General features: G+C 72.3%; 23 protein-coding genes. 8 read left to right on the top strand and 15 right to left on the bottom strand.

All coding sequences use genetic code 11. From position 1 onward, the window contains the following. Positions 1-91 precede the first annotated feature (91 nt). On the top strand, positions 92-1,627 hold the full coding sequence (locus tag ACRAKI_RS00645) for a DUF2142 domain-containing protein (protein WP_447005101.1): 1,536 nt from the start codon (positions 92-94) through the stop codon (positions 1,625-1,627). A gap of 99 nt (positions 1,628-1,726) precedes the next feature. On the opposite strand, the gene ACRAKI_RS00640 is transcribed toward ACRAKI_RS00645, so the two are convergent. The 5 genes from ACRAKI_RS00640 to ACRAKI_RS00620 all read right to left on the bottom strand — a co-directional run bounded on the left by ACRAKI_RS00640 (position 1,727) and on the right by ACRAKI_RS00620 (position 8,001). Continuing rightward, complete coding sequence (locus ACRAKI_RS00640) at positions 1,727-2,809, bottom strand: class I SAM-dependent methyltransferase (protein WP_447005100.1); 1,083 nt, start codon at positions 2,807-2,809, stop codon at positions 1,727-1,729. Further along, entirely contained in the window at positions 2,806-5,472 is a 2,667-nt protein-coding gene (locus ACRAKI_RS00635) for an HAD family hydrolase (protein WP_447005099.1), read from the bottom strand. The genes ACRAKI_RS00640 and ACRAKI_RS00635 overlap by 4 nt, the downstream gene beginning before the upstream one ends. Positions 5,473-5,621: 149 nt before the next feature. Then, on the bottom strand, positions 5,622-6,074 hold the full coding sequence (locus tag ACRAKI_RS00630; RefSeq protein WP_447005098.1) for a DUF350 domain-containing protein: 453 nt from the start codon (positions 6,072-6,074) through the stop codon (positions 5,622-5,624). Positions 6,075-6,165: 91 nt separating this feature from the next. Continuing rightward, positions 6,166-7,329, bottom strand: coding sequence for a glutathionylspermidine synthase family protein (locus ACRAKI_RS00625; RefSeq protein WP_447005097.1), 1,164 nt, complete (start codon positions 7,327-7,329; stop codon positions 6,166-6,168). Then, positions 7,330-8,001, bottom strand: coding sequence for a hypothetical protein (locus ACRAKI_RS00620; protein WP_447005096.1), 672 nt, complete (start codon positions 7,999-8,001; stop codon positions 7,330-7,332). It abuts the gene before it with no gap. Between the two features lie 120 nt (positions 8,002-8,121). On the opposite strand from ACRAKI_RS00620, the gene ACRAKI_RS00615 reads away from it, so the two are divergent. From ACRAKI_RS00615 to ACRAKI_RS00605, 3 genes are read left to right on the top strand one after another with little or no spacing between them, the layout of a single operon-like run. Further along, positions 8,122-9,195: a septum formation family protein gene (locus ACRAKI_RS00615; protein ID WP_447005095.1), complete on the top strand. Its 1,074-nt coding sequence runs from the start codon at positions 8,122-8,124 to the stop codon at positions 9,193-9,195. A 4-nt stretch (positions 9,196-9,199) separates the two neighbouring features. Further along, positions 9,200-9,550, top strand: a complete 351-nt coding sequence (locus tag ACRAKI_RS00610) for a metallopeptidase family protein (protein ID WP_447005094.1) — start codon at positions 9,200-9,202, stop codon at positions 9,548-9,550. Continuing rightward, positions 9,541-9,678, top strand: a complete 138-nt coding sequence (locus ACRAKI_RS00605; RefSeq protein WP_447005093.1) for a hypothetical protein — start codon at positions 9,541-9,543, stop codon at positions 9,676-9,678. Before ACRAKI_RS00610 ends, ACRAKI_RS00605 begins: the two co-directional genes overlap by 10 nt. Here the strand turns inward: ACRAKI_RS00605 and ACRAKI_RS00600 are convergent. Next, the gene (locus ACRAKI_RS00600) at positions 9,675-10,289 is read right to left on the bottom strand and encodes a histidine phosphatase family protein (RefSeq protein ID WP_447005092.1); all 615 of its coding nucleotides are present in this window, start codon (positions 10,287-10,289) and stop codon (positions 9,675-9,677) included. The two genes, ACRAKI_RS00605 and ACRAKI_RS00600, sit on opposite strands and share 4 nt — an antisense overlap. Further along, the gene (gene pheA, locus ACRAKI_RS00595; RefSeq protein WP_447005091.1) at positions 10,286-11,179 is read right to left on the bottom strand and encodes a prephenate dehydratase; all 894 of its coding nucleotides are present in this window, start codon (positions 11,177-11,179) and stop codon (positions 10,286-10,288) included. The genes ACRAKI_RS00600 and pheA overlap by 4 nt, the downstream gene beginning before the upstream one ends. A gap of 102 nt (positions 11,180-11,281) precedes the next feature. On the opposite strand from pheA, the gene ACRAKI_RS00590 reads away from it, so the two are divergent. Next, positions 11,282-11,893 carry a macro domain-containing protein gene (locus ACRAKI_RS00590; RefSeq protein WP_447008615.1) on the top strand — a complete coding sequence of 204 codons (612 nt, stop codon included), beginning with the start codon at positions 11,282-11,284 and terminating at the stop codon, positions 11,891-11,893. A gap of 49 nt (positions 11,894-11,942) precedes the next feature. On the opposite strand, the gene ACRAKI_RS00585 is transcribed toward ACRAKI_RS00590, so the two are convergent. Further along, entirely contained in the window at positions 11,943-12,425 is a 483-nt protein-coding gene (locus tag ACRAKI_RS00585) for a GNAT family N-acetyltransferase (RefSeq protein WP_447005090.1), read from the bottom strand. A 60-nt stretch (positions 12,426-12,485) separates the two neighbouring features. Here ACRAKI_RS00585 and ACRAKI_RS00580 point away from each other — a divergent pair, with 60 nt between their 5' ends. Then, entirely contained in the window at positions 12,486-13,115 is a 630-nt protein-coding gene (locus ACRAKI_RS00580; RefSeq protein ID WP_447005089.1) for a response regulator, read from the top strand. 42 nt (positions 13,116-13,157) lie between these two features. On the opposite strand, the gene ACRAKI_RS00575 is transcribed toward ACRAKI_RS00580, so the two are convergent. The 4 genes from ACRAKI_RS00575 to ACRAKI_RS00560 are packed head-to-tail and all read right to left on the bottom strand — an operon-like array spanning position 13,158 to position 19,862. Continuing rightward, positions 13,158-14,279 carry a GAF domain-containing sensor histidine kinase gene (locus ACRAKI_RS00575; RefSeq protein ID WP_447005088.1) on the bottom strand — a complete coding sequence of 374 codons (1,122 nt, stop codon included), beginning with the start codon at positions 14,277-14,279 and terminating at the stop codon, positions 13,158-13,160. Beyond that, positions 14,276-17,365, bottom strand: a complete 3,090-nt coding sequence (gene cydD / locus ACRAKI_RS00570) for a thiol reductant ABC exporter subunit CydD (protein ID WP_447005087.1) — start codon at positions 17,363-17,365, stop codon at positions 14,276-14,278. Before cydD ends, ACRAKI_RS00575 begins: the two co-directional genes overlap by 4 nt. Then, positions 17,362-18,363: a cytochrome d ubiquinol oxidase subunit II gene (gene cydB, locus ACRAKI_RS00565; protein ID WP_447005086.1), complete on the bottom strand. Its 1,002-nt coding sequence runs from the start codon at positions 18,361-18,363 to the stop codon at positions 17,362-17,364. The genes cydD and cydB overlap by 4 nt, the downstream gene beginning before the upstream one ends. Before the next feature lie 11 nt (positions 18,364-18,374). Continuing rightward, the gene (locus ACRAKI_RS00560) at positions 18,375-19,862 is read right to left on the bottom strand and encodes a cytochrome ubiquinol oxidase subunit I (protein ID WP_447005085.1); all 1,488 of its coding nucleotides are present in this window, start codon (positions 19,860-19,862) and stop codon (positions 18,375-18,377) included. 337 nt (positions 19,863-20,199) lie between these two features. On the opposite strand from ACRAKI_RS00560, the gene ACRAKI_RS00555 reads away from it, so the two are divergent. Beyond that, positions 20,200-20,799 (top strand): TMEM165/GDT1 family protein, encoded by a 600-nt coding sequence (locus ACRAKI_RS00555; protein WP_447005084.1) that lies wholly within the window; start codon positions 20,200-20,202, stop codon positions 20,797-20,799. Between the two features lie 195 nt (positions 20,800-20,994). Here ACRAKI_RS00555 and ACRAKI_RS00550 read toward each other — a convergent pair whose 3' ends face one another. Genes ACRAKI_RS00550 through ACRAKI_RS00540 form a run of 3 tightly spaced genes read right to left on the bottom strand, consistent with a single transcriptional unit; the run spans position 20,995 to position 23,734 of the window. After that, a complete protein-coding gene (locus ACRAKI_RS00550) occupies positions 20,995-21,663 on the bottom strand; it encodes an IclR family transcriptional regulator (RefSeq protein ID WP_447005083.1) in 669 nt (222 codons plus the stop codon). 5 nt (positions 21,664-21,668) lie between these two features. After that, on the bottom strand, positions 21,669-22,871 hold the full coding sequence (locus tag ACRAKI_RS00545; protein ID WP_447005082.1) for a fumarylacetoacetate hydrolase family protein: 1,203 nt from the start codon (positions 22,869-22,871) through the stop codon (positions 21,669-21,671). Further along, entirely contained in the window at positions 22,868-23,734 is an 867-nt protein-coding gene (locus ACRAKI_RS00540; RefSeq protein WP_447005081.1) for a hypothetical protein, read from the bottom strand. The genes ACRAKI_RS00545 and ACRAKI_RS00540 overlap by 4 nt, the downstream gene beginning before the upstream one ends. Before the next feature lie 69 nt (positions 23,735-23,803). Between ACRAKI_RS00540 and ACRAKI_RS00535 the strand changes: the two genes are divergently transcribed. After that, a complete protein-coding gene (locus ACRAKI_RS00535) occupies positions 23,804-24,982 on the top strand; it encodes a homogentisate 1,2-dioxygenase (RefSeq protein ID WP_447005080.1) in 1,179 nt (392 codons plus the stop codon). The last annotated feature ends 32 nt before the right edge of the window (positions 24,983-25,014 follow it).

The following is a 25,014-nucleotide window of genomic DNA, read 5'->3' as shown; positions in this document are numbered from 1 at the left end:
CTGGGGAACGGGGGCTCAGTCCTGCGCTCCGCCGAGGTCGGGACCGGACTGGCGCAAGAGGGTCCACCACAGTCGCATAAGATACGCGGCCGTGACGAACCGACGTTCGGGTGCACGGCTCTGGCTGGTCGCCTTCATCGGCTTTTGCCTGTTGCACGCTGGTTGGGCCTTCGCCGCGCCCTTCGACGGACCACCGGACGAGGAACAGCACGCGCTGCGCGCAGCGGGCCTCATGTACGGCGAGGTCGTCGCGGAGAACCGGGGCCACACCGTGCCCCGCAGCCTCGACAAGAACAACGACGCGGCGGGCGCCAACCGGAGCTGCTTCCCGATGCAGGTCACGGTGCCGGCGAGCTGCGCGGAGGAGCCGGGCGGCGACTCCTCGACGATGCAGCGGTACGTCACGGCGGCCCTGTACAACCCGGTCTACTACGCGGCGGTCGGCTGGCCGATCGGCCTCTGGCCGGAGTGGAAGGGCATCATGCTCGCGCGCCTGATCAACGGCGCGCTGATGGCCGCGATGCTGGCGTTCGCGGTGGTGGCGGCGGTGCGGTGGACGAGGCACCGGGCGGCCCTCGCGGGCCTGGTGGCGGCGGTGACGCCGATGACGGCGCACCTGGGCGGCGCGATCAACCCGAACGGCATCGAGATCACCTCCGGCGTGGCGCTGGCGATCGCGCTGATCGCCCTGCTGCACGAGAAGCGGGAGGACGTGAACCGGGCCGCCGTGGCGTTGGCGGGTGTGTCGGCGAGCGTGCTCGTGACACCCCGGTTCAGCGGCGTGATGTGGCTGTTCGTGATCCTCGGCGTGATGCTGGTGCCGGTGTCGTGGCAGCGGCTGAAGTACCTGTTCAAGCAGCGGGTGGTGCGGGTCTGGACCGGGGTGGTGGTGCTGGCCACGATCGCCTCGGTGTCGTGGACGCTGTACACCAACGCGGCGGAGGTGGCGAAGCTCGACTACGGGTACGCCATGAAGGACGTGCTCAAGGCGGCGTTCCTGGACGTGTGGCCGAACGTCGCCAACCAGATGGTCGGCGTGATGGGCTGGGCCGAGACGCTCATGCCGCGCCTGGTCTACGTCGTCTGGTTCTCCGCGCTCGGGCTGCTGGTCCTCGGCGCGCTGGTGGTCGGCAAGCGGTCCCAGCGGTGGCGGATGACGGCCTTGTTCATCGGCACGTTCGTCCCGTACATCAGCATGGAGATCCTGCTGATCAACCAGACGAGCTGGTTCAACCAGGGCCGGTACTTCCTGCCCGGCGCCGTGGGCATCCCGCTGCTGGCCGCGCACATCCTGGCGCACCGCGCGCTGACCGCCGAGCACTTCCGGTCGATGACGCGGCTGCTGGCGTTCCTGCTGGTGCCGATCCACCTGCTGTGCCTGGCGTACACGATGACCCGGTGGCAGTCGGGCCTGGCGATCCTCAACCCGTTGAAGGGCAGCTGGGAGCCGCCGTACGGCTCGGTGCTGCCGCTCGTGCTGGGCGGGCTGGCCATGGTGGTGCTGCTGGCCATGTACTGGACGGCGTCCCGGCTGCCCGAGGCGCCGGAGGACGCGTCCGAGGCGGAGTCGGAGGCGCGAGCTCAGGTGGCGGAGGAGCCTGTCACGGCGGGCGTGGGCCGGTCCTGAGCGTGGAACTCGCGGGTCCTGAACGTGGGACTCGCGCGTTCTGAGTGGAGGACTCGCGGGTGGAGGCCCGGGTGGTGAGCCGGGCCTCCGGCCGGCGGTCTAGCGGCGGGACTTGCGGATGTGGGCGGCGGCGGCGCGGCCCAGGTGGTTGACCGCGGAACCGAGGTTCGGCGGCGCCACCGAGAGCGGGTCGCGCAGCTGCCGTTCGAGCAGCTCGTTGGACCGCCTCAGCTCGGCGACCTCGGTCGTCCGGTGGGCCAGCTCGTCCCGCAGGCGCTCGATCTCGTGCCGCTGCGCGGCGATCTGCTCGGCGAGCCGGTCCGCGTCGTCCGCGTGCGCGACCGCCTCGAACTGCATCTGGAGCACCCGCGTGTACAGCGCGATCCGGTTGCCCTCGAGCGTCGCGATCAGCTTCGACGAGGTGTACGGCCGCAGCTGGTCCATGATCTTCTTCGCGCCCGGCGACGCCTTGCGCATCAGGAACCCGATGCCGAACACCGCGGGCACCAGTTCGAGCAGCCAGCCCGCGTCGCTGTGCTCGGCCACCGCGTCCTCGACCGCCGTCAGCACGCCGTTGCGCTCGCCGCCGGCCTTGACGGCCCAGGTGAACGCCCCGAGCCCGACCAGGCCGGCCGGGGTCAGCTCGTCGTGCCACACGGTGGGCCCGTCGGCCGACGACTCGTGCTTGTCGTCACCGGTCAACGGCGAGGGCTCGTAGTACAGGTCCCGTCGCGCGCACGGCCACAGCACGTCGTTGAGCACGACGACGGCGTCCGGCGCGTTCTCCATGATCCACGTGACCTCGGCGTGCACGACCGCGTAGTTGTGGTCGCCGTCGAGCACGTACAGGTCCGCGATCGGCAGCTCGGCCAGCACGGCCGGCGAGTGGCCCTCGACCAGGTGCAGCGCCGGGTTCTTCGCCAGCGTGGCGCGCAGCTCGTCCGAGGGGAACGGGTCGACGCAGTGCACGGCCGACGCGCCAAGCTCGGTGTAGATGGAGCTGACCTGGCCGGATTCGACGCCGACCTCCACCACCGTGTCGATCGTCCGGTTGGCGAAGACGATGGCGAACTGCTCGCGCAGCGCCGACAGGGAGTGCAACATCGCCGGAAGCGCGCGGGCCGCCCTGATCTGGGCGTGCGGGTCTTCCCGGCTGCCGACGACGTCTACACCTTGGTTCACGAAGTTCCTCCCAGCTTGCGGATCGCCACCCGTGCGGCGCCCTCGGCCACACCCGTCGCCCCGCGGGCCCGGTACTCCTCGCGCAGTCTGCCGCTGATCCGCGCCACCCGGGAAGCCGCCGAAGGCGGTCGGGCGGACAGGCTCGACAGCGACTGCGGCAGCAGCGCGAACGCGACCGTGACCTGCCCGGACGACATGGGCGCGCCGGCGCGCCCGGCGACCCGCAGCACCATCACCGACTCCGGCCCGCCGAACTCGATCATGTTTCCGCCGAGCCAGCGGCAGCCCGAGTAGGTGAGGCCGGCGAAGTCCTCCGGCGTCTCCCAGCGCAGCGGCGCGGCCAGCGGACGACGACCGGCGTTGCCGTTGACCTCGATCCAGTCGACCCGCACGATCGCGGGCCGGCCGGGGATCGACAGGGACAGGTCGATGATGTCGTGGTGCTCGAAGTCGAGCCGGGCGAACGACAGGCCGTTGCGGTTGATCCGGACGCGCCGGCTGCCACCGCTCTCCCACTCGTCGGCGCCGGTGCGGTAGTGCAGGGTCGTCTCGAACGGCTCACCGGAGGGCTCGAACACGTTCCGGTCGAGCTGACCGGCGGTCAGCGCCTTGCTCGCGGACGCCAGGCCGGTGTCGGAGGAGGCGAGCAGCGCGGGCCAGAACGAGTCGCGCATGCCCAGGTCGTCCAGGTCGAGCGGGGACAGGTACGGCAGGGCCGCCACCAGGTCGTCCGGCACCACCTTGGTGACCATGGTGGAGCCGAAGTTGTCCTCGTGGGCCCAGTTGCCGAACACGGCGGCCTCACCGGGGGTGGGCGCCTTCAGCGCGGACACGACGATGTTCGCCAGCCGGTCCTTCGCCGCCTGCGGGCGGGTCAGGTCGGCCCACGTGCCGCCGGACGCCCGGACGTAGCTGTTCCACATGTCCTGGAACGCCAGCATGCCTTGCTGCGCGGCCAGCCGCTCGGCGTTCTGCGTGATCGACTCGGTGACGCGGCCCAGCACCGGCGAGCCGTCCTCGGTGAACCCGACGAGCGACCCGCACAGGGCGTTGACGCACTGCTCCAGCACCTCGGGGCTGCGCACGATGGTGGCGGCGATGTCGGCCGGGTGGCCCGCTTGGGCCAGGTAGCCCTCGGCGCGCAGACCGGCCAGGTAGGCGCGCGAGGCGCGGTCGTCGGTGGCGAGGTACAGGCCGGCCGGCTTGATGTCGATGTCGGCGACCTTCAGCACCTGGGCGAGCTGGCGCTGGATGGTGCCACCCCAGCCGAGGTCGACCAGGGTCAGGTCGGCGCTCTCCAGGGCGCCCACGTCGCGCAGGTGCCGGATCAGCCGTTCGCGGGCCGCGGTGACGGTGGCCTTGAGCCGGTTCTGGAGGTGCGGCGACTCGGTGAGCGCGATGCCGACCCGCTCGGCGATGTCGCCGTTGTCCACCACGGAGTCCAGCTCGTTGGCCAGGCTCGGCACCTCGCCCGCGCGCAGGTGCAGCACGGACAGCAGCTCGCGGATGGACAGCTTGTAGCTGCGGCGGATGAACTCGTGCACCGAGTCGGCGTCGAAGCGGTCCAGCGCGGCGACCGAGGTGACGTGCCGGGACAGCCAGATCGGCTTGGCCTCGACGTTCCACCCGCGTTCCCGCGCGGCGTTGTTGACGAGCGTGGAGAGCAGCTCGCCCTCGCGCATCGGGCACCACAGCACGCGGGTGCCGGACTCGTGCGCGCGCCAGGCGACCCACTCGGCGAAGCCGGTCATCACCGGGCCGAGGACGGCGGCGCCGAACCGCCAGGCGGTGTCCCGGCCGGACTCGCTGTCCGCGCCGTGCGCCTGGAGCACCTTGGCGCGCAGGCTGGTGATGCCGAAGTCGCCGTTCTGCTCGTCCAGGTGCGGCGCGTACGGGCCGAACGGGTCGACCGGCTCGCCCTCGCGCTCCAGCACCACGGCCAGCGGCTGGTCGACGCGGCGGTAGTGCACCACCCGCACGCCCAGCTCGGCCGGCACCTCGATGTCGGCCACCTCGTTGTCCCCGATGTGGACGATCTGCTCGGGGCTGAGGCCCAGCTCGTTGAAGACGATCTCGAAGAGGCCGTTGGTCTTGTCCACGCCGTGCTGGTGCGAGCGGAACACGGTCGCCTTGCGCAGACCGTCCAGCTCGGGCCGGTCGAGCAGGTAGGCCAGCTGCTCCTCGGTGAAGTACGTGTCCGAGACCAGCACGATCCGCACGTCGTTGCGGTCCGCCTCGCGGATCACCTCGGCCATGTCGAGGTCGACCACGGTGAACTCGCGTTCCACCTCGACCTCGGCCTTGACCAGCTTGTCCAGCAGGCCGCGGTCGAACGTGGCGGACGGCATGGCGCGCCAGATGTCGAACAGCGACACCTCGGGGCCCAGGTCGCCGCGGTCCTTGCGGGCCTTCACCTCGGCCTCGATCCGCATCCGCCGGAACGTGGCGTCGGTCATCCAGGTCGGGGCCAGCCCGGCCGCGCGGAGCCTGGCCCCGAGGATGCCGAACACGTCCGCCGGACGGGGTGTCCGGCGCCAGAGGATCGTGTCGAAGACGTCGAACGACAACACCGCGCACGACCGGTCCGCCACTATCCGGTGGACGTCCTCCAGCAGCGCGTGAATGCGCTTGCCCTCGGCCTCGGTCATCGCGGCGACCCCCATCTGTAGTCCAGTTCCGTCGAGCACACCAAAATCGGGGCGGCGCCGCGTCGCGCACGCCCCACGGGTGCTCCTGCCGACCTGGCGGCCAACCATACCTGTGGCCGCGGTGGCGCCGGCGGGACGGAGCGGTCCGCCCGCCGGCGGCACCGTCAGGAGATGGCGACGGCGACCACGAGGCCGAGCGCGACGTGCGCCGCGGCGACGACGGCGCTGGCCGGGGCGAAGCGCTCGGACTCGATGAGCGAGCCGATGTCGAGCCTGGTCACCCATTCCAGCAGCCGGACCGCGAGCACCTGGACGATGATGCCGACGAAGCCGAAGATCAGGGCCGACAGCAGGCCCTCGTCCAGCTTGCCCGCCGCGCTCCAGATCGCGACGACGACGATCAGCGCCATGCTCACGAGGCCGGCCGAGGTCACGATGACCGCGTTCGGCGCGCCGCCGCGGACGAGCGTGCTCAGCTTGCCGGGGGTCGTCCAGTCGATGGCGTAGAAGCCGAAGACCATCAGCACCAGGCCGACGATGGCGTAGAGCACGATCGCGCCGACGCCAGTGCCGATGGCGGCGCCGAAGCCGGGGTCCAACGCGAGTTGGGAGATCACTGACCCTCCATGGTGTGCAATGTGATCGGTTGTGCCGCCGGTGAAGGAGCCGGTGACGACGGGTGCGGTGCGTTATCGGGGACGGGACGACTCATTCGACGATCCTGTGCGGCACGAACGCCGCGCCGTCGTCGGTGACCAGGCCGACGGTCTCGCGGATGCCGAGACCGGCCGCGGCGTCGCCCACGACCCACGCGCCGAGCGCCGGCCGGTAGCCGTCGAACTCGGGCAGCGGGTCGAACAGCTGGTAGACGAAGCCCTCCTTGCCGTAGACCCCGCCGGTCTGGGTCTCGTAGCCGGGGGCGACGATCTGGATGTTCGCGCCTTCACGGCCGAGCCGCGGCTTGCGCACGTACTCGGTGAGCAGGCCGGGGTCGTCCAGGAACGCGGGCAGCAGGTTGGGGTGGCCGGGGTACATCTCCCACAGCACGGCCAGCAGCGCCTTGTTGGACAGCAGCATCTTCCACAGCGGCTCGACCCACAGGGTGCCGGGCAGGGTCTCCACCGCGTAGCGGCCGAACTGCTCGTCCACCACCCACTCCCACGGGTAGAGCTTCACCACGGTGCCCATCGGGGCGTCTTCGAGGTCGACGAACCGCTTCAGCAGCGGGTCCCAGCCGATCTCCTCGATGGCCAGGCCGACGGTGTCCATGCCCGCCTCGGCCGCCGTCTCCTGCAGGTAGGCCACGGTGACGTGGTCCTCACCGGACGGGTCGGCGCCGGACCAGGTGAAGTGCAGCTCGTTGGACGGCAGCCGCTCGCCGACCTCGGCCCAGCGCTCGACCAGCTTCTCGTGGATCGAGTTCCACTGGTCGTCGTCGGGGAACACGTCGGTCTTCCAGTTCCACTGGACGACGGACGCCTCCAGCAGCGACGTGGGCGTGTCGGCGTTGTACTCCAGCATCTTGGCCGGTCCGCGCCCGTCGTAGCGCAGGTCGAACCGCCCGTAGACGTGCGGGTCGCGGCGCTTCCACGACTCGGCGATCGCGGGCCACAGCCACTCGTTGATGCCGAAGTCCCGGTAGCGCTCGGTGAGCACGACGTTGTCGACGGCCTCGAGGCACATGTTGTGCAGCAGCTCGACGTCCGCCTCGAGCGACAGCACGTCGTTCATGTCGAAGACGTAGTGCGCCGACTCGTCCCAGTAGGGACGGGGGCTGCCGTCCACGGCCTTGGCCGGCGCGCCGAACACGAGCCCCTGCTCGGAGACCGTGCGCTGCCAGTCCGGACGGGGGGTGGAGGACTCCCGACGCACTCAGCTGCCCCCGCTCTTGCTTCCGCCGGACACGCCGAACCCGCCGCGCTGGACGACCGTGCCGGACTTCGTGGAGATGTTCGCGCCCTTCGGCATGGTGTAGCTGCCGCCGCTGACCTTCTGGCCGACCGGGGTGCTCGGACCGCCGTAGTGGTAGCGGTAGGAGCTGCCGCCGATGTAGATGAAGCCGCCGCCGACGGTCCCGCCGTGCGAGCGCGCGTAGGACTCGTCGCAGTACTTGTCCTCGACCACGACGTCGTCACGGGTGCACTGCGCCTCGACTTCGTCGGGGCTGGACACGGCGTACCAGATGGCCACCACGCCCACCACGCCGACGCCCACGCCGCCACCGATGAGCAGGCGTTTGCGCAGCTTCTTCCGGCGCGCTTCCTCGGCTTCGAGGGCGAGCTGCTGCTCGCGCTGCTGCTCGATCGCCGCGGCGCGCGCCCGCTGCTCGGCCAGTGTCGGCGGCCGGGGCTTGGTCGCGCCCGGCTCCTGCCGGCGGATCTGGCCGCGTCCCGGCGGCTGCCCTTGCGGTCCCCCGGACGGCGGCGCATAGGGCGGTGGCGATGCGCCACCACCCTGCTGCCCCGGACCACCCGGTCCGTTCGGTCCGCTCGATCCACTCTGCCCGGGCGTCGCGGAGTTCCCGGTGTTGTCGTTCTCAGTCATCAGCCACTCCCGGCGGGGACGGTACAGAGATCGGCCGCCGAATGGGTGACGAGTGGCCCAAAAGCAACACACGCCACCCGCACGAACGGTTCACCGGCCGACACAGGCATCATGGTGTAGATGTCCACGAGCCCGCGCTGGTTTCGTCGGGGTGACCACATGGTCATGCTCGGCGCGTCGGCTGGCGCGTTCCTGCTGCTCCTCGTGAGCACCTTCACGACGTGGCCGATGGGCGAGAGCGTCGCCGTGAGCACGAGCGAGACGCCGGTGAACCCCGTCCTGGCTGCTCAGGCGGGTGACTGCCTGAACTGGACCAAGAAGGACCTGACGGACGTCGCGAAGGTCGACTGCGAGCAGCAGCACCTGTTCGAGGTGACCGGAGTGGCGGACATCTCGGCCGCCCACGGCCCGGACGCGCCGTTCCCGGACGACGCGCAGTGGCAGCAGATCAGCGAGGAGCAGTGCGCGCAGCTGTCGCTGGACTACCTGGGCGGCAGGTTCGACCCGTTCGGGAAGTACACCGTCGGCCCGCTGAACCCGGGTGAGCAGCTGTGGGGCGAGGGCGAGCGCACGCTCCGCTGCGGCCTCCAGGTGGCCGGTCCGACGGGCGGCCTGCTCCCGGCGTACGGCACGGCGCGGACCCAGGACCAGTCGGACGTGTACGACCCGGGTGTGTGCCTCGGCATCACCGAGACGGGGTCGGTGGCTGATCCGGTGGAGTGCGCGCAGCCGCACTCGTTCGAGATCACCGGTGTGGTGACGCTCGCGCCGGGCGACTACCCGCCGCCGGACCAGCAGGACAAGTTCATGGCCGAGGAATGCGGCCGGATCACCACCGAGTACACCGGCGGCGCGGACCTCAAGGCGCGCGGCCTCATCGTCAGCTGGGACACCAGGGCGCCGGAGAGCTGGGCCGCCGGCTCCCGGCTGGCGAACTGCAAGATCGGCGCGACACCGGCGAACAACGCCCTGACCCCGTGGGAGGGCAGCGTGCGCAACCCCGACGCACCGCCGCTGACCACGTCGAACCCGCCGCAGACGACCGCCGTGAACCAGGACGAGGCGACCGGCGTGCCACTGCACTCGCAGTCCAACACCAGCTCCTCCGCGCCGCCGTCGTCCGAGTCGAGGGCCCCGAAGTCGGACGAGGACGAGCCGTCGACCACCACGGCCACGACCACACCGTCGAGGTGACGACATGCCGGTGGAGATGACCCGACAGCGGTTCGAGGAACTCGTCGGCGAGGCCCTCGACCTCATCCCGCCGGAGTTCGCGGCGGCGATGAACAACGTGGTGGTCCTGGTCGAGGACCGGAACCCGGAGGAGCCGAGCCTGCTCGGGCTCTACCACGGCATCGCGCTGACCAGCCGGACCACCGACTACGGCGGCGTCCTGCCGGACCGGATCGACATCTACCGCGAGGCGATCCTGGACATCTGCCACGACGAGGACGAAGTGGTGGACGAGATCGTGGTGACCGTGGTCCACGAGATCGCCCACCACTTCGGCATCGACGACGCCAAGCTGCACGAGCTGGGGTGGGGTTAGGGACGTCCGGCCGTGGTGCGACGGCGGCGCTCGCCCCGGCGCTGGACGACCGCGGCTACCGGAACCGGCTGCTCCAGCAGGCGTGCGACGGCCCCGGCCTGCCTGCCGACCCGACTGGCCGGGTCTAGATCGCGCCCACGTCCACGCCCGTCCACGACGTGCAGCGCCAGCCGTCCCCGTCGCGTTCGAGCACGACGCGCCCGGTGTTGGGGAGCAGGCCCGCTTCGGCCAGCGCGGGCTGGACGTTGCCGGCCAGTGCCAGCGCGGCCATCCGCAGTGACGCGCCGTGGCTCACCAGCACCACCGCGCCGTCGTCCGCGTGCTTCGCGGCGATCTTGTCCACCGCCGCCAGGTAGCGGTCGAGCGTCTGGCGCCCGCTCTCGCCGCCGGGCAGCGGCACGTCGAGGTCGCCCTCGGCCCACTGCTTCACGGTGGCGATGAAGATCTCGAACGCCTCCCGGTCGTGCCGTCCTTCGAGGTCACCGCAGAAGATCTCCTGCACGCCCTCCACGACCTCGACGTCCAGGCCGTGCACCGCCGCCACCGGCGCCGCCGTCTGCTGCGCCCGCACCGCCGTGCTGGCGTAGACGGCCGCCACGGGTTCGGCGGCCAGCTCCTCGGCCAACGCGGCGGCCTGCGCGACCCCCGCGTCGGTCAGCGGCGGACCCGGTGGCAGCGAGTCCAGCGCCATCTTCAGGTTCGACGCCGTCTCGCCGTGCCTGACCAGGATCAACCTCACGCGCCCTGCCCCCTCCGCACCTTGTCCACCCATTCGGCCGCGACCACGAACTCCTCGTTGCCCGCCACCGGGCCGCCCGGTTCGGCCTTCGGGTACGAGCCGAGGAACCGGGTCTGCGGGCAGTGCCGGTGCAGCGCGGCCAGCGCGTCTCCGACCCGCGGCTCGGCCACGTGCCCGTCGAGGTCGATGTAGAACCGGTACTCGCCGAGCCTGCCCTTGGTGGGCCGCGACTCGATCCGGGTCAGGTTGATGCGGCGCAGCGCCAGCTCGCTGAGCAGGTCCGACAGCACGCCGACCCGGTCCGGCACCGTGCACACCACGGACGTCCGGTCGTGTCCGGTCGGCTCGGGCAGCGGGCCGGGCGGGCGGACCAGCAGGAACCGGGTCTTGGCGTCCCGCACGTCGGCCACGTCGGCCGCCAGCACCTCCAGCGGGTAGTGCCGCACGGCCACCGGGGCGCTCACCGCCGCGTCGAACTCGCCGTTCAGCACGGCGCGCGCCGCGGCGGACGTGGACGTCGTGGCGACCACCGTGACGCCCGGCAGGTTCGCCGCGAGCCAGTGCCGGACCTGAGCCAGCGCGTGCGGGTGGCTGGCGACGGTGCGCACCGGGCCGCCGCCGGGCCGCACCAGCACGCTGAACCGCACCGGCAGCACCGCCTCGGCGACCGCGACCAGGGGCTCCCCCTCGGTCAGCGCGTCCATCGTCGCGGGCACCGCGCCCTCGACCGAGCTCTCCACCGGCACGCACGCCGACTGGGTTTCGCCGCGACGGGTGGCCGCGAGGGCGGCGGGCACCGTGTCGAACGGGACCAGCTCCTGCTGCGGAGAGGCGAAGCCGCGTGCGGCCTGCTCGGTGAAGGTTCCCTGCGGTCCGAAGTAGGCGAGCACGCCGCAACGATACGAGGAACACGTCCGGTGATCGTCGTTGAGGCGAGGATCACCCGACTGGCGAGTGGCTTCCCCCGTTCCGCAGCAACCGGTTCTCCTGGAATGCTGGTGTCCGTGTCCGCCGATACGGAGGGTGAGATCAACGCTCCGGTTGCAGTTCCCCGTCTGGTGTTGTGTGCCGTCGACGAACCGCTCGCCCGTGCCTGGCTCGCGGTGGCCGAGGGTCGGACCGGAGTCGAGGTGCACCGGGGCTCGGTGCTCGACATCGTCGCCGAGGCCGTGGTGAGCCCCGCGAACTCCTCCGGCTGGATGCGCGGGGGCATCGACGCGGTCTACGCGCGGGCGTTCCCGCACGTCGAGGCGAACGTGCGCAGCGCCGTGCTCGGGCTGCACGGCGGTGAGGTGCCGGTCGGCGAGGCGCTGGTCGTGCCGACCGGTGAGCCGGAACCCGAGTGGCTGATCAGCGCGCCGACCATGCGGCTGCCCGGCGAGCTGCTGCCCGAGGACACCGTGCACCCGTACCTGGCCGCGCGGGCCGTGCTGCGGTTGTGGCTGGGCGGGCGGCTGGACGACGGCCGCCCGCTGCGCGAGGTGATCCGCACGATCGCCATGCCGGGGCTCGGCACGGGGGTCGGCGGGGTCGCCCCGGCCACGTGCGCGCGCCAGGTCGCGGCGGCGTGGGACGAGGTGTTCAGCCCGCTGCCCAGCCGCTAGCCGGGGTTGTGCACAACTTGTGGACAGCCTGGCTGGCGCCTGTGGACAACTAGCGCGGTCCGACCCAACGCTCCAGGTCCAGTTCGTCGGTCATGGGGATGCCGTAGTCGCCGACGCTGGGGATCTCGGGCTTGAGGCGGCGTGCCTCCCGCACCGCGTCCGGGCGCAGGGCGGCGAGCCGGAAGCCGCGGCGTTGGTAGAAGCGCAGGGCGTCGAGGTTGTCGTTGGTGGTGGTCAGCCGGACCCGTGGGCAGCCGAGCTGCCGGGCCCGGTGCACGGTGGCCTCGACCAGCGAGCTGCCGACGCCCCTGCCCCTTCGCAGGGCGTCGATGGTGACGATCTCCAGGTGGCCGGCGGCCTTGGCGTAGGTCAGCAACCCGACGACCTGGTCCTGGTGCTCGACCAGGAACCCGGGCAGGCTCGCCGGGAAGAACACCTCGCCGTGGGCGACCGCGGTGTGCGCGCCCCACAGTTCGAGCACGAGCCTGCCGACGACGATCCGGTCGGCTTCCTCGATCGCGCGTATCAGCATTCCTGAACTGTCTTGTCGACCGCGCGCGGTGGGTACCGGCATTCGACCTATGGTTGGTGCGTGCCGGTGCGAGTGTTGCTCGTAGACGACCATGAGGTGGTGCGCAGGGGGCTGCGCGAACTGCTGGAGGACGAGGACGACATCTCGGTGGTCGCCGAGGCGGGCGGGGTGGACGAGGCCCTGGTCCGGGCGGCGGCGACGCGTCCCGACGTGGCCGTGGTGGACGTGCGGCTGCCGGACGGCGGCGGGGTGGAGCTGTGCCGGCGGCTGCGTGGCCTGCCGGACGGCCCGAGGTGCCTGGTGCTGACCGCCTTCGACGACGAGGAGGCGCTGGTCGGCGCGATCATGGCCGGCGCGTCGGGGTACCTCCTGAAGCAGGTTCGGGGCCAGGACCTGGTGACCGCGGTGCGCGAGGTGGCGGCCGGCCGGTCGCTGCTGGACCCGCAGACCACGGCCAGGGTCCTCGACCGGATGCGGCGGCCGGCGGAGGTGGACGTGCTGGACGCGCTGACCGAGCAGGAACGGCGGGTGCTGGACCTGATCGGGGACGGCCTGACCAACCGCCAGATCGCCGAACGCCTGTTCCTGGCCGAGAAGACGGTGAAGAACTACGTCACGGCGGTGCTCGCGAAGCTGGGCATGGAACGCCGCACCCAAGCCGCCGCCTGGCTCGCCCGCCGCTCCCGCTGACGTCGGCCGTCACCCCCTCGGGCCGCACGCCGTGTCACCCGGTCAAGGGCTCAGCGGCACGTGCCAGGTGATCGTGGTGCCGGTGCGCGGCGACGAGGTGATCTCGCAGCCGCCGCCCGCCGCCAACGCCCGCTCCTCCAGGTGTCGCAGGCCCCGCTTGGCCACCCCGCGCGGGATGCCGCAGCCGTCGTCGGTCACTTCCAGGTCCAGCCGATCGGGTGTCCGCCGCAGCGCGATGCCCACGTGCCGCGCCCCCGAGTGCCGCACCACGTTCGACAATGCCTCCCGCAGCGCCGCACGGGCGTGGTCGGCCATGTCCGCAGGCACGTCCGCCACGTCGCCCTCGGTCCGCACCTCCGGCTCGAACCCCAGCAGCTCGCCGGCCGTCCGCGCCTCCGCCAGCACCGAGCCCACGAGGTCGACGTCGCCGGGCTTGCCGGGATCGGCGCTGCGCAGCGCCCGCACCGTCGCGCGGACCTCCGCCATGGTCTGGTCGAGCTGGTCGACGGCATCCGCCAGCCGCTTCGCCTCCCGCCCCTCCAGCTTGAGCCGCCGGTCGAGCAGGTCCAGCTGCACGCCCGTCGCGTACAGCCGTTGGATGATCACGTCGTGCAGGTCGCGGGCGATCCGCTCCCGCTCCTGGTACACCGCCACCCGCTGCCGCGCGGTGGACCCCTCGGCCAGCACCACCGCCAGCCCGGCCTGCGCGGCGAACGCGGCGAGCACGTCGACGGTGTCCGGGCTGAACGGCCGCGCGCCCTTGCGCCGGTAGACGGCCAGCGCGCCGATCCGGCGTTCCGCCGTGCCGAAGGGCGCGACGGCGAACGGCCCGTAGCCGCGCAGCGCCTTGGGCACGTACGGCGCCGTGCGGGGGTCGGTGGTGAAGTCGTCGGCGACCACCGGCACACCGGTCCGCGCCGCGCGGGCGGCCGACGAACGGCTGGACAGCACCACGCCCACCGGGTCGACGTCACCCGACGACGCCTCGACGGTCAACGTGCCGTCGTCCGCCGTGACCATGGCCAAGCCGAGGTCCGCGCCGGCGATTCCGACGGCGCTGCGCACCACCAGCGGCAGCACGGCGTCCGGGTCGTCACCGGCCAGGGCGGCCGAGGTGATCTCGGTCGACGCGGCGAGCACGCGGGCGGGGTCCACGGTGCTCAACGGTAGGCCCTGGCCCGCAGCCGCCCCCCGCCGACGTCCAGCACCAGGTCCGCGCGGTCGGCCTCCTCCGGCCGGTGGGTGATGTGGATGGTGGTCTTGTCCCGCAGCACGTCGTCCAGCCTGGTCAGCAACGCGCGCGCGGACGGCTCGTCCAGGTGCGCGGTCGGCTCGTCCAGCAGCACGAGGTCCGCGTCGTACAGCAGCGCCCGCGCCAACGCGACCCGCTGGGCCTCCCCGCCGGACAGCAGCGCGGGTCCGATGACGGTGTCCAGGCCGATCGGCAGGCCCGCGACCTCCAACGCCCACAGCAACCGCTCGTCATCCGCCCCCGGGTCGCCCAGGCGGAGGTTCTCCCGCACGGTGGTGGTCACCAGCATCGGCTCCTGCGGGCACCACGCCACCCGCTCCGGCCGCCACACCAGCCCGCGCTCGGGTTCGAGGAACCCCAGCAGCAGCGCGAACAGGCTCGACTTGCCCGCACCCGACGGCCCGACCACCGCCACCCGGGCCCCGGCCGGCAGGTCGACGCAGACCCGTTCCAGCACCGGCTCCGCGCTCCCCGGCCAGCGCACCGTCACCCCTTCGAGCCCGACCGCGCCGCCGACCGCCACCCGCTCGACCCGACCCCCTGAAGCCGCACCCGGCGGCTGGTCGACGATCCGCCCGTACGACTCGCGCAACGCGGCCCGGTGCTGGGCGGCCGTGGGCAGCGCGCTCAACACCTCGGCCAACGCGAGCGGCACCAGGCCCAGGACCGGCACCAGCAACGGGTCGACGCCGCCGGCCAGGCCGATGCACACCGCCGACGCCAACCCGGTCGTCAGGTGCACGACGCACACCGCGGCACCGGCGCCGAGCGCCTGTCGTCGAGCCGACCGCGCGAGCGCGGCGTCTCGCCGGGCCAACTCGGCCCGCACCTTGCCGTCCGCCCCGAACGCGATCAGGTCCGGTGCGGCCGTGAGCAGCGTCAGCACCTGCTCCGACACCTGCCGCCGCCCCCGGGCGAGCACCGCCGTGGCCCGCCGCTCGGTCAGCACCGCGACCACCGGCGCCACCGTCCCGCCGACGACCAGCGCCACCGCCAGCGCCAGCCCGGCCACCGGCTGGATCACCGTGAACAACAGCACCGCCGCGCCCGACACGCCCAACGCCACCAACGGCGGCTGGAGGACGCGCGGCACCAGGTCGCGGACGGTGTCGACGTCGTCCACCAACCTGGTCAGCTCGCCCTGCCCCGGCCGCAGGCTCCGCCACAGGCGCACCCGCAGCGACTCGGCGTACCGGAACGCGGCGTCGTGCGACATCAGCCGCTCCAGGTACCGCAGCACCCCCTTGGCCAGCGCGAACGTCCGCACGCCCACGACCAGCACGGACAGCGTCAGGATCGGCGGCTGGGTCGCGGCCTTGGCGATCAGGTAGGCCGCGAACGCGGTCAGCGCCACCCCGCTCAACGACGCCGCCGTGCCGAGCAACGCCCCCGCCAGCACCCGCCGGGTAGGCCGGGGGGACCCGGGCGCCGTCGGCCGGTCGGCGGCCCGCGAGACCGGACGGGCCGCCACCACTTCCGGGGCCGACCCGCCGACCAGCCGGTGGGTCGCCAGCACGACCGCCGCGCCGCCGGCCGCGGCCTGGTGGACCGCGGCCATGACCTTGGCAGCGGCAGCCGGGTCGAGGTGCGCCGTGGGCTCGTCCAGCAGCAGCACGGAAGCGCCGTCCCGCACCCGCGTCAGCGCACGGGCCACCGCGACCCGCTGCCGTTCACCGGTCGAGAGTTCCGCGATCGGCCGCGCCACCAGGTGGTCGGCGGCCACGGACGCCAGCACGTCGTGATCGACCCGGCCGGTGGTCAGCTCCAGCTCGTCGGCCACCGTCCGCCCGGCGAACGCGGGCCGCTGCGGCACCCACGCGATCGCCGACCGGTCCACCGCGACCGACCCGCCGTCCGCCGGCACGAACCCCAGCAGCACCCCGAACAGCGTCGACTTGCCCGCGCCGCTCGGCGAGTCGAGCCGGTGCACCTCACCGGGCCGCACCCGGAAGCTCACCCCGTCCGGCGCGAACCGCCCCCGCCGCCGCACCCGGAGGTCCCGGACCTCCACGCCCACCGCGGCCTCGCCCGGAGCGGGGGCGGGGGCAGTCGGGATCTCCGCGACCCGCCGCACCGCCTCCACACCGTCCTCCGACGCGTGGTGGGCCGCTCCCGCCGCCCGCAGCGGCAAGTAGCACTCCGGCGCCAGGATCAACACCACCAAGCCCGTGACCAGCGCCATGTCGCCCGACACCAGCCGCAGCCCGATCCCCACCGCGATCAACGCCACCGACAGCGACGCCACGACCTCCAGCACCAGCGCGGACAGGAACGCCACCCGCAACGTCCCCATCGTCGTCCGCCGGTACCGCTCGCCGACCTCCCGCACCGCCGACGCCTGGGCCGCCGCCCGGCCGAACGCCGTCAGCACCGGCAGCGCCCGCACCAGCTCCGCCAACCGCCCCGACAGCCGCTCCGACGCCGACGCCGCCGCGGCAACCCGGTCCGACGTGAACCGGCCGATCAGGATCGCGAACACCGGGATCAGCGGCAGCGTCACCGCGATCAGCACCGCCGACGTCGGATCGGTGACGAAGATCCACGCGCCCACCGCCACCGGCACCACGGCCGTCGTCACGAGAGCCGGCAGGTAGCGGGTGAAGTACGCGTCCAGCGCGTCCAGCCCCCTGGTCGCCAGCACCGCCAGCGACGCCGGCCCGCGCGACTCGATCCACGCCGGCCCCAGGCCCAACGCCCGGTCCAGCACCGCCGCCCGCAGCTCCTCCTTCGCGCCCGCCGCCGCCCGCGCCGCCACCGACTCGGTCACCCAGGCCAAACCGGCCCGCACCACGACCGCGCCCGCGAGGACCCACAACGACCCGCCGGTCACCAACGCCGCCGCCAACGCCACGGCCTGCCACACCAACGCGCCCGCCGTCAGCGCCGCCAGCACCGCGCACAGGGCCAACGCCCGGCGCGCCGAGCGCGAGAGCGCGGGCAGCGCGCCGAGCGGGCCGTTCCCCGGCTTCTTGGCGGAAGGGGCTCCGGGGAAGTTCACGGCACGTGGACCGGGGGGATGTGCCGGGTGCCGACGCGCTTGCGGAACACCCAGTACGTCCACCCCTGGTACACGAGCACCGCGGGCGTGCCGAACGCCGCCACCCACGTCATCACGGTCAGCGTGTAGGGGCTCGAAGCCGCGCCCGCCACCGTCAGGGACCACGCCGGGTCCAAAGTGGACGGCATCACGTCCGGGTACAGCGCGCCGAACAACGCGGCGACCGCCGCCGCCACCGTCACGCCCATCAACGCGAACGCCTGCCCCTCGCGCCGCAGCACCAGCCGTCCGTACGCCCCGAAAGCGGCCAGCGCCACCACGATCGACGCACCCCACGTCCACGTCGACCCGAACCGCAGCTGCACGGTCAGCAGCAGCACCAGCAACGGCAGCAGCGCGAACGGCGCGACCCTCAGCGCCAGCGCCCGCGCCCGTTCCCGCACCTCGCCCTCGGTCTTCAGCGACAGGAACACCGCGCCGTGCACCAACGCGTACCCGGCCACCGCCGCCGCGCCGAGCAGCGTCTCCCACCGGATCGACGCGAACGGTGAGCCGACCCGGTCGCCGGCGGCGTCGAGCGGCATCCCGAACACCGTCGTCGACAGCAGCAGCCCCACCCCGAGCGCGGCCGTCCACGACCCGGCGACGATCACGGTGTCCCACACCCGCCGCCACCGCGCCGAGTCCACCTTCCCCCGGTACTCGAACGCCACCCCGCGCCCGATCAGCGCCAGCAGGAACAGCACCAGCGGCAGGTACACGGAGCTGAGCAGCGCGGCGTACCAGGCGGGGAACGCGGCGAACGTGGCGCCGACCGCCACCAGCAGCCACACCTCGTTGCCGTCCCACACCGGGCCGATGGTGTTGATCAGCACCCGCCGTTCGGCGTCCGACCGACCGAGCACGGGCAGCAGCATGCCGACGCCGAAGTCGAAGCCCTCCAGGAACAGGTAGCCCAGCCACAGCAGGGCGATCACGCAGAACCAGAACGTCTCCACGGCTCCCCCTCTCAGTAAGCGAACGACAGGACGTCGTCGTCGGTCTCGGACCGGGCGTCCTCGTCGGCACCGGTCTTGTCACCCGGCAGCACGCCCGCGACCCCCGCGCGGACGTACCGCCGGACCAGGAACACCTCGACGCCGGCCAGCACCCCGTAGACCAGCGTCAAGGCGACCAGCGACGTCAACACCTCCCCCGGTGTCGACGACGACACAGCGCGTGCGGTGAACATCCACACGCCGTCCACCCCGCTCGGGTTCGGCACCACCACGAATGGCTGCCGACCCATCTCGGTGAAGATCCACCCGAAGCTGTTGCCCAGGAACGGCGTGGCGATGCTCCCCAGCGCCAGCCACCGGAACCACCACGCCCGCGGCGTCCGGCCGCCCCGGACCAGCCACTGGACCAGCAGTCCCGCCCCGACCGCGAGCGCGCCGAACCCGATCATCAGCCGGAAGCCCCAGTACGTCACCGGCAGGTTCGGCACGTAGTCGATCGGCATCCCCGACAGCTCACCCAGCCGAGGGTCCACCGGGTAGTTCGCGCCGTACTTCTCCTGGTACAGCGGGACGAGGTCCTCGATGCCCTTCACCTCGGTGGTGAAGTCGTTGTGCGCCAGGAACGACAGCAGCGCCGGCACCGTGATGCTCTTGACGTTCTCGCAGTCGGGCCGCGCCACGTCGCCGATCGCGAACACCGAGAACGCCGCGGGCGACTCCGTGTGGCACAGCGCCTCGGCCGCCGCCATCTTCATCGGCTGCTGCTCGAACATCAGCTTCGCCTGCTGGTCGCCGCTGATCGCGAGCCCGGTGAACGCCACCACGCCCACCCACGTGCCGAACTTGACCGACGCACGCCACACCGACTCCTCGTCGCTGCGCCGCCACAGGTGCCACGCCGCGATGCCCACCAGGAACGACGCGGCGACCGAGAACGCGCCGAAGATCGTGTGCGGGAACGCGGCCAGCACGGTGTTGTTGCCCAGCACCGCCCAGATCGACGTGAGCCGCGGCCGTCCGTCCACCATCTCGACGCCGACCGGGTGCTGCATCCACGAGTTCGCGGCCAGGATGAAGTACGCCGAGGCGATCGTGGCCAGCGAGAAGGCCCACACGCAGGCCAGGTGGACTCTCTTCGGCAGCCGGTCCCAGCCGAAGATCCACAGGCCGAGGAAGGTCGACTCGACGAAGAACGCGACCAGGCCCTCCATTGCCAGCGGCGCGCCGAACACGTCGCCGACGAAGCGCGAGTAGGCGCTCCACGTCATGCCGAACTGGAACTCCTGGACGATGCCGGTCACCACGCCCATGGCGAAGTTGATCAGCAGCAGCTTGCCCCAGAACTTCGTCATCGCCAGGTACTTGCGGTTGCCCGTGCGCACCCACGCCGTCTGCATCCCGGCCACGAGCAGGGAGAGCCCGATGGTCAACGGCACCATCAGGAAGTGGTAGACGGTGGTGATGCCGAACTGCCACCGCGCCAGGTCGAGGACGTCCACGGATCGAACGTAGGTGCGTGGTGCGGTGCTCCCTCAGGTACGAGGGTCCCCTGTGGACCAGGACCAAGGTCCCGGATCGCCCACCCCTCCCGTGCCCATCGTCACGTCCAGCGCAAACGGGTGCACGGGGTACGATGAAGGCGCCAGAGGGGAGTAGTTCCCCCGGGTCACCACGACCGGGGCGAGAGGATCGACATACTGATCCGCTTCACCGCGGATCCGGTCCCTCACCCGCTCTCACCAGCGGGCGAACGAGACCTCCGGCCGGGCAGCGCACCACGCCCGGTCGGGGTCGTGCTGCCTCCGTCCGGGTTCATTCCGGACGTCGGAGGTTTCCGTGGCACCTGAACTCATCGCACTGGCTACCGCTTTCGCCGTCGTGTTCCTGGCCGAGCTGCCGGACAAGACCATGGTCGCCACCCTCGTGCTGACCACCCGGTACCGGGCCTGGCCCGTGTTCGCGGGCGTCACGGCGGCGTTCGCGATCCAGTGCGTGGTGGCCGCCACGTTCGGCGGCGTGCTCACCCTGCTACCCGATCGGGTGGTCGCCGGGGTGGTCGCGGTCCTGTTCGGCGTCGGTGCGTTCCTGCTGTTGAAGGAAGGCTTCTCCCAGGACGGCGATGAGGTGGACGGCGCGGCCGACGGTCCTGGTCAGGTGACGTTCCGGCGGGCCGCGCTGACGTCGTTCGGCGTCCTGTTCGCGGCCGAGTGGGGCGACGCGTCCCAGCTGGCCACCGCCGCCCTGTCCGCCCGGTACGCGAGCCCGGTGTTCGTGGGCCTGGGCGCGTTCCTGGCGCTGACCACCGTCGCCGCCATCGCGGTCCTCGTGGGCCGCAAGCTCGCCACTCGCATCCCGACGCACCTCATCCAGCGGGTGAGCGGCTGCGTCTTCGCCGCGTTCGCCGCTCTCGCGCTGTGGCAGGCGGTCGCGGCCTAGTCCCGGCAGGAGTCGACGGTGGACGTCGCCGACCGGCAGGGAGGAGGGGCGGTGCTCCACGGCTGCTTCGATCACCGCGACGTCGCCATCGCCGAACGCGCCTACCGGGCACCGCCGGATCGTCCTCGACGACGACGGCGGCCTCGAAGTGCACCCCGCCGAAACCGCGGCCGGCCCCGGCCAACCGCCTGCGTGTCAGCGCAACGCGTCAGCGACCTCCTGAGCCGCCCGCACCACGTGCGGCCCCACGACGTCACCCTCCAGCTTCTCCAGGGCCACCACGCCCACGCTGGCCCGCAACCCGGGCACCCCGCGCACCGGCGCCGCCACCCCGTACGCGCCCGGCTGCAACTCGCCCGTCGACTGGACCCACTGCCGGCCCTCCGGCGGCAGACCGATGGCCTTGCCCGCCGCACCCCGGTGCACGGGGTGGCGCGACCCGACCCGGTACGCAACGTGGTACGCCGTCCAGGACGGCTCGACCACCGCCACCGCCTGCGCCTCGGTCCCGTCGGCGACGGTCAGGTGCGAGGTCGCGCCGACGGTCTCCGCCAACGTCCGCAACGCGGGCTGCGCGGCCATCCGGAGCTGCGGCAGCACGTTCGCCGCCAGCCGCAGCACGCCCAGCCCGAGCCGCACCTTCGACCCCTCGCGGCGCACCAGCCCGCGCGACTGCAACGGCACCAGCAGCCGGTAGACGGCGGCCCGCGAAGCGCCGATGGCCGCCGCCAGCTCGCTGATCGACGGCGCTTCGGACTCCGCGTCCGCCACCGCCTGGAGCAGCGCCAACCCCCGCTCCAAGGTCAGCGAGCTCTCCTTGGTGGCGGGCCCCGGCAGCCTGCCGCGGGGATCAGGTCTGACCACGCGCCCTACCTCTCGTCGGCGGGCGCGATCGTGCCGACCACCTCGGCCAGCCCGACGACCGAACCACCCGCACCCGGAGCCGTCGCGGTGATCCGCACCGTGTCGCCGTCCTCCAGGAACGTCCGCTCGCCGTCGCCGAGCGCCACCGCCTCCTGCCCGCCCCAGCTCAGCTCCAGGAAGGAGCCGCGCTGGTCGCGGGCCGGTCCCGACACGGTGCCCGACGCGATCAGGTCGCCCGGCCGAACCGTAGCGCCGTTCACCGACAGGTGCGCGAGTTGTTGCGCGAACGTCCACGACATCTCGCGGAACGGCGGCCGGGACACGACCGTGCCGTTCCACTCGACCTCCAGGTCGACGTCCAGGCCCCAGGACCGCTCCTCGACCAGGTACGGCAGCAGGTCGTGACCCATGGGCGGCGGCGACACGCGGGCCGCCGCGAACGCCTCCAGCGGGGTGATCCACGCCGCGATCGACGTGGCGAAGGACTTCGCCAGGAACGGCCCGAGCGGCTGGTACTCCCAGGCCTGGATGTCCCGCGCGGACCAGTCGTTGACCAGCGCCACGCCGAACACGTGGTCGGCGGCCTGCGACGGGGTCAACCGGGACGCGACCGGCCCGCCGCACACGAAACCGACCTCGGCCTCGATGTCCAGCCGGCCGGAAGGCCCGAACACCGGTCCCGACGACGACCGCCGCTGCCCGTGCGGCCGGACGACCGGCGTGCCGGACACGACGACCGTCCCGGCCCGGCCGTGGTAGCCGATGGGCAGGTGCGTCCAGTTCGGCAGCAGCGGCTCGCCGTCCGGGCGGAAGATCCGGCCGACGTTCTCCGCGTGGTGCCGCGACGAGTAGAAGTCCACGTAGTCGGCGACGGTGAACGGCAGCACGGCGCCGTCCAGCCCCACCAGCTCCGCCCCACGGGGCGCGGACGCGGCCGAGACGATCTCGACCAGCCTCTCCCGCAGTTCGCTCCACACGGGCCGTCCGGCCGCCAGCAGGGCGTCCAGCGTGCCGGTGGCCACCAAGGGCTCCAGCCGCTCTCCCAGGGCCAGCCCGCGCAGCAACAGGGCCTGGTCGCCCACCCGCACCGCGACACCGCCGGGGCGGGTTCCCCCGGGCCGGACTTCACCGGGCAGCACGCCGTAGGGCAGCGTCTGCGGCCCGAACGGCGCGTCGGCGGTGAACGCGGGGTCGTCGATCCAGCTCACAGCAGGCCCAGCTCTTCCAAGTCGGCGATCGGCTCGTTCAGCGAGCACGACCCGTAGGAGGCGAACACACCGCGCACGGCGTGCGCGGCCTGGTCGGACAGCCCGTTGGCCTCTTCGCCCAACGCGACGGCGTCCGTGCTGGACAGCGCGCCGCGCACGTCACCGCCGGACAGCGAGCGCGCGGTGGCGACCAGCAGGTTGAGGAACCCGTGGTGGGTGAACCCGGTCCGGTCGTCCGTGCGCCGGACGGCGTGGTGCAGGCCGGCGGTCGCCTTGAAGGCCACGCCGCCGCCGCTCACCACCGCCAGGAAGTCGGCGACCTCGTCCACGCTGGGGAAGTTCTCCTTGCTGACTCCTCCGCACCGCAACTTGGGCCAGCTGCCGTGCTCGATGACGCGGCGCACGCCGTCCAGCCACTCGGCGCCGCCCCGCCTCGGCTCGACCACCCTGATGACGTCCTCGGGCACGAACTCGGAGACGCGTTCCAGCCACACCTCGTCCACGTCGGACGGGGCGGGCATCTCGACCATCCGCAGCGCGAGCAGCTCGCTGCGGGATTCGACGATCGACACGGCCTTGGGCACACCGCCCAGGCCGGTGTCGATGACGAGCGACAGGGCGATCGGCTTCACCGGTTTGACCTTGATCAACTCGGTGATGAGCTCGGCCAGTCGCGACGCGGGGCACAGGAACAACCCCACCGCACCCGCCCAATCACCGGCACGTGCGTCGAGGTGGCCGCGGATCGCGTCGGGCATTGCCGCGTTGCCCGGCGGGAACAGGGCGGCGTCGTCGACAAGCCGCGCGAGCAGGGGCGGAGTGCCGCGTGGACCGGGCGCACGGAGTTCGAAGGCGCTTGACACGGCTGACACGCTAGTGGCGTACCGGTCAATGAACAAAGATGTCCGACTATCGAACGCCCGGAGTGAGCCATGGCGTACTACCGCCAGGTGGGTGAGATCCCCCGCAAGCGCCACACGCAGTTCCGCACACCGGAGGGCGGGCTGTACGCGGAAGAGCTGATGGGCGTGGAGGGCTTCTCCGCAGATTCGGCGCTGCTCTACCACCGCCACCTGCCGACCGCGATCGTCGACGCGGTCACCGTCGAGGAGGCGCGCGGCGCGTTGGCGCCGAACCTCCCCCTCAAGCCCAGGCACTTCCGCACACCGGCCCTGACCTGGGATTCCCCGGACGTCGACGCGGTCACCGGACGCCGCACCCTGTTCGGCAACTCGGACGTGGTGATCAGTTTCGTGACCGCCACGGCGCCCAGTCCGCTGTACCGCAACGCGGCCGGCGACGAGCTGCTGTACGTGCAGTCCGGCGAGGGCGTCGTGGAGACGATCTACGGCGCGCTGCCGGTCGCCGAGGGCGATTACGTGGTGCTCCCGACGTCGTGCACCTACCGCGTGGTGCCCGGCCGGCCGATGAACGTGCTAGTGCTGGAGGCAACCGGACACATCGGACCACCGAAGCGCTACCTGTCCGGCAAGGGGCAGTTCCTGGAGCACTCGCCGTACTGCGAGCGCGACGTCCGCGGACCGGTGGAGCCGTTGACCGTGGACGGCGAGGACGTGGACGTGCTCGTGCGGCACCGCGCCGGCGTCACCCGGTTCACCTACGCGAACCACCCGTTCGACGTAGTGGGCTGGGACGGTTGCCTGTACCCGTGGGCGTTCAACATCCGCGACTTCGAGCCGATCACGGGCCGCGTGCACCAGCCGCCGCCCGTGCACCAGACGTTCGAGGGTCCGAACTTCGTGGTGTGCTCGTTCGTGCCGCGCAAGGTCGACTACCACCCGCTGGCGATCCCGGTCCCGTACAACCACGCGAACGTGGACTCCGATGAGCTGATGTTCTACGTCGGCGGTGACTACGAGGCGCGCAAGGGGTCCGGGATCGGCATCGGCTCGCTGTCCCTGCACCCGTCCGGCTGCACGCACGGGCCGCAGCCGGGGGCGGTCGAGGCCTCGCTCGGGGTGGACTACTTCGACGAGACCGCGGTCATGGTGGACACGTTCCGACCGTTGGAACTGGGCGAGGCGGCGCTGGCGTCGGAGGACCCCAAGTACGCCTGGTCCTGGGCCCGACGCGGTCCTGACCTGGACTGACGCCGCCGCGGGCGGAAGTGGTCGACTCAGTG

The organism is Saccharothrix isguenensis (genome assembly GCF_052936305.1).
Note: the sequence above shows the minus strand (reverse complement) of the source record. Positions and strands in the feature narration are given on the sequence as shown.

Bases quoted from the DNA above. Each gene is read 5' to 3' on its own strand.
- ACRAKI_RS00635 (WP_447005099.1), bottom strand. From the start codon at position 5,472: ATGGGGGTCGCCGCGATGACCGAGGCCGAGGGCAAGCGCATTCACGCG.
- ACRAKI_RS00620 (WP_447005096.1), bottom strand. From the start codon at position 8,001: ATGACTGAGAACGACAACACCGGGAACTCCGCGACGCCCGGGCAGAGT.
- ACRAKI_RS00615 (WP_447005095.1), top strand. From the start codon at position 8,122: ATGTCCACGAGCCCGCGCTGGTTTCGTCGGGGTGACCACATGGTCATG.
- ACRAKI_RS00610 (WP_447005094.1), top strand. From the start codon at position 9,200: ATGCCGGTGGAGATGACCCGACAGCGGTTCGAGGAACTCGTCGGCGAG.
- ACRAKI_RS00590 (WP_447008615.1), top strand. From the start codon at position 11,282: ATGCTGGTGTCCGTGTCCGCCGATACGGAGGGTGAGATCAACGCTCCG.
- ACRAKI_RS00585 (WP_447005090.1), bottom strand. From the start codon at position 12,425: ATGCTGATACGCGCGATCGAGGAAGCCGACCGGATCGTCGTCGGCAGG.
- ACRAKI_RS00535 (WP_447005080.1), top strand. From the start codon at position 23,804: ATGGCGTACTACCGCCAGGTGGGTGAGATCCCCCGCAAGCGCCACACG.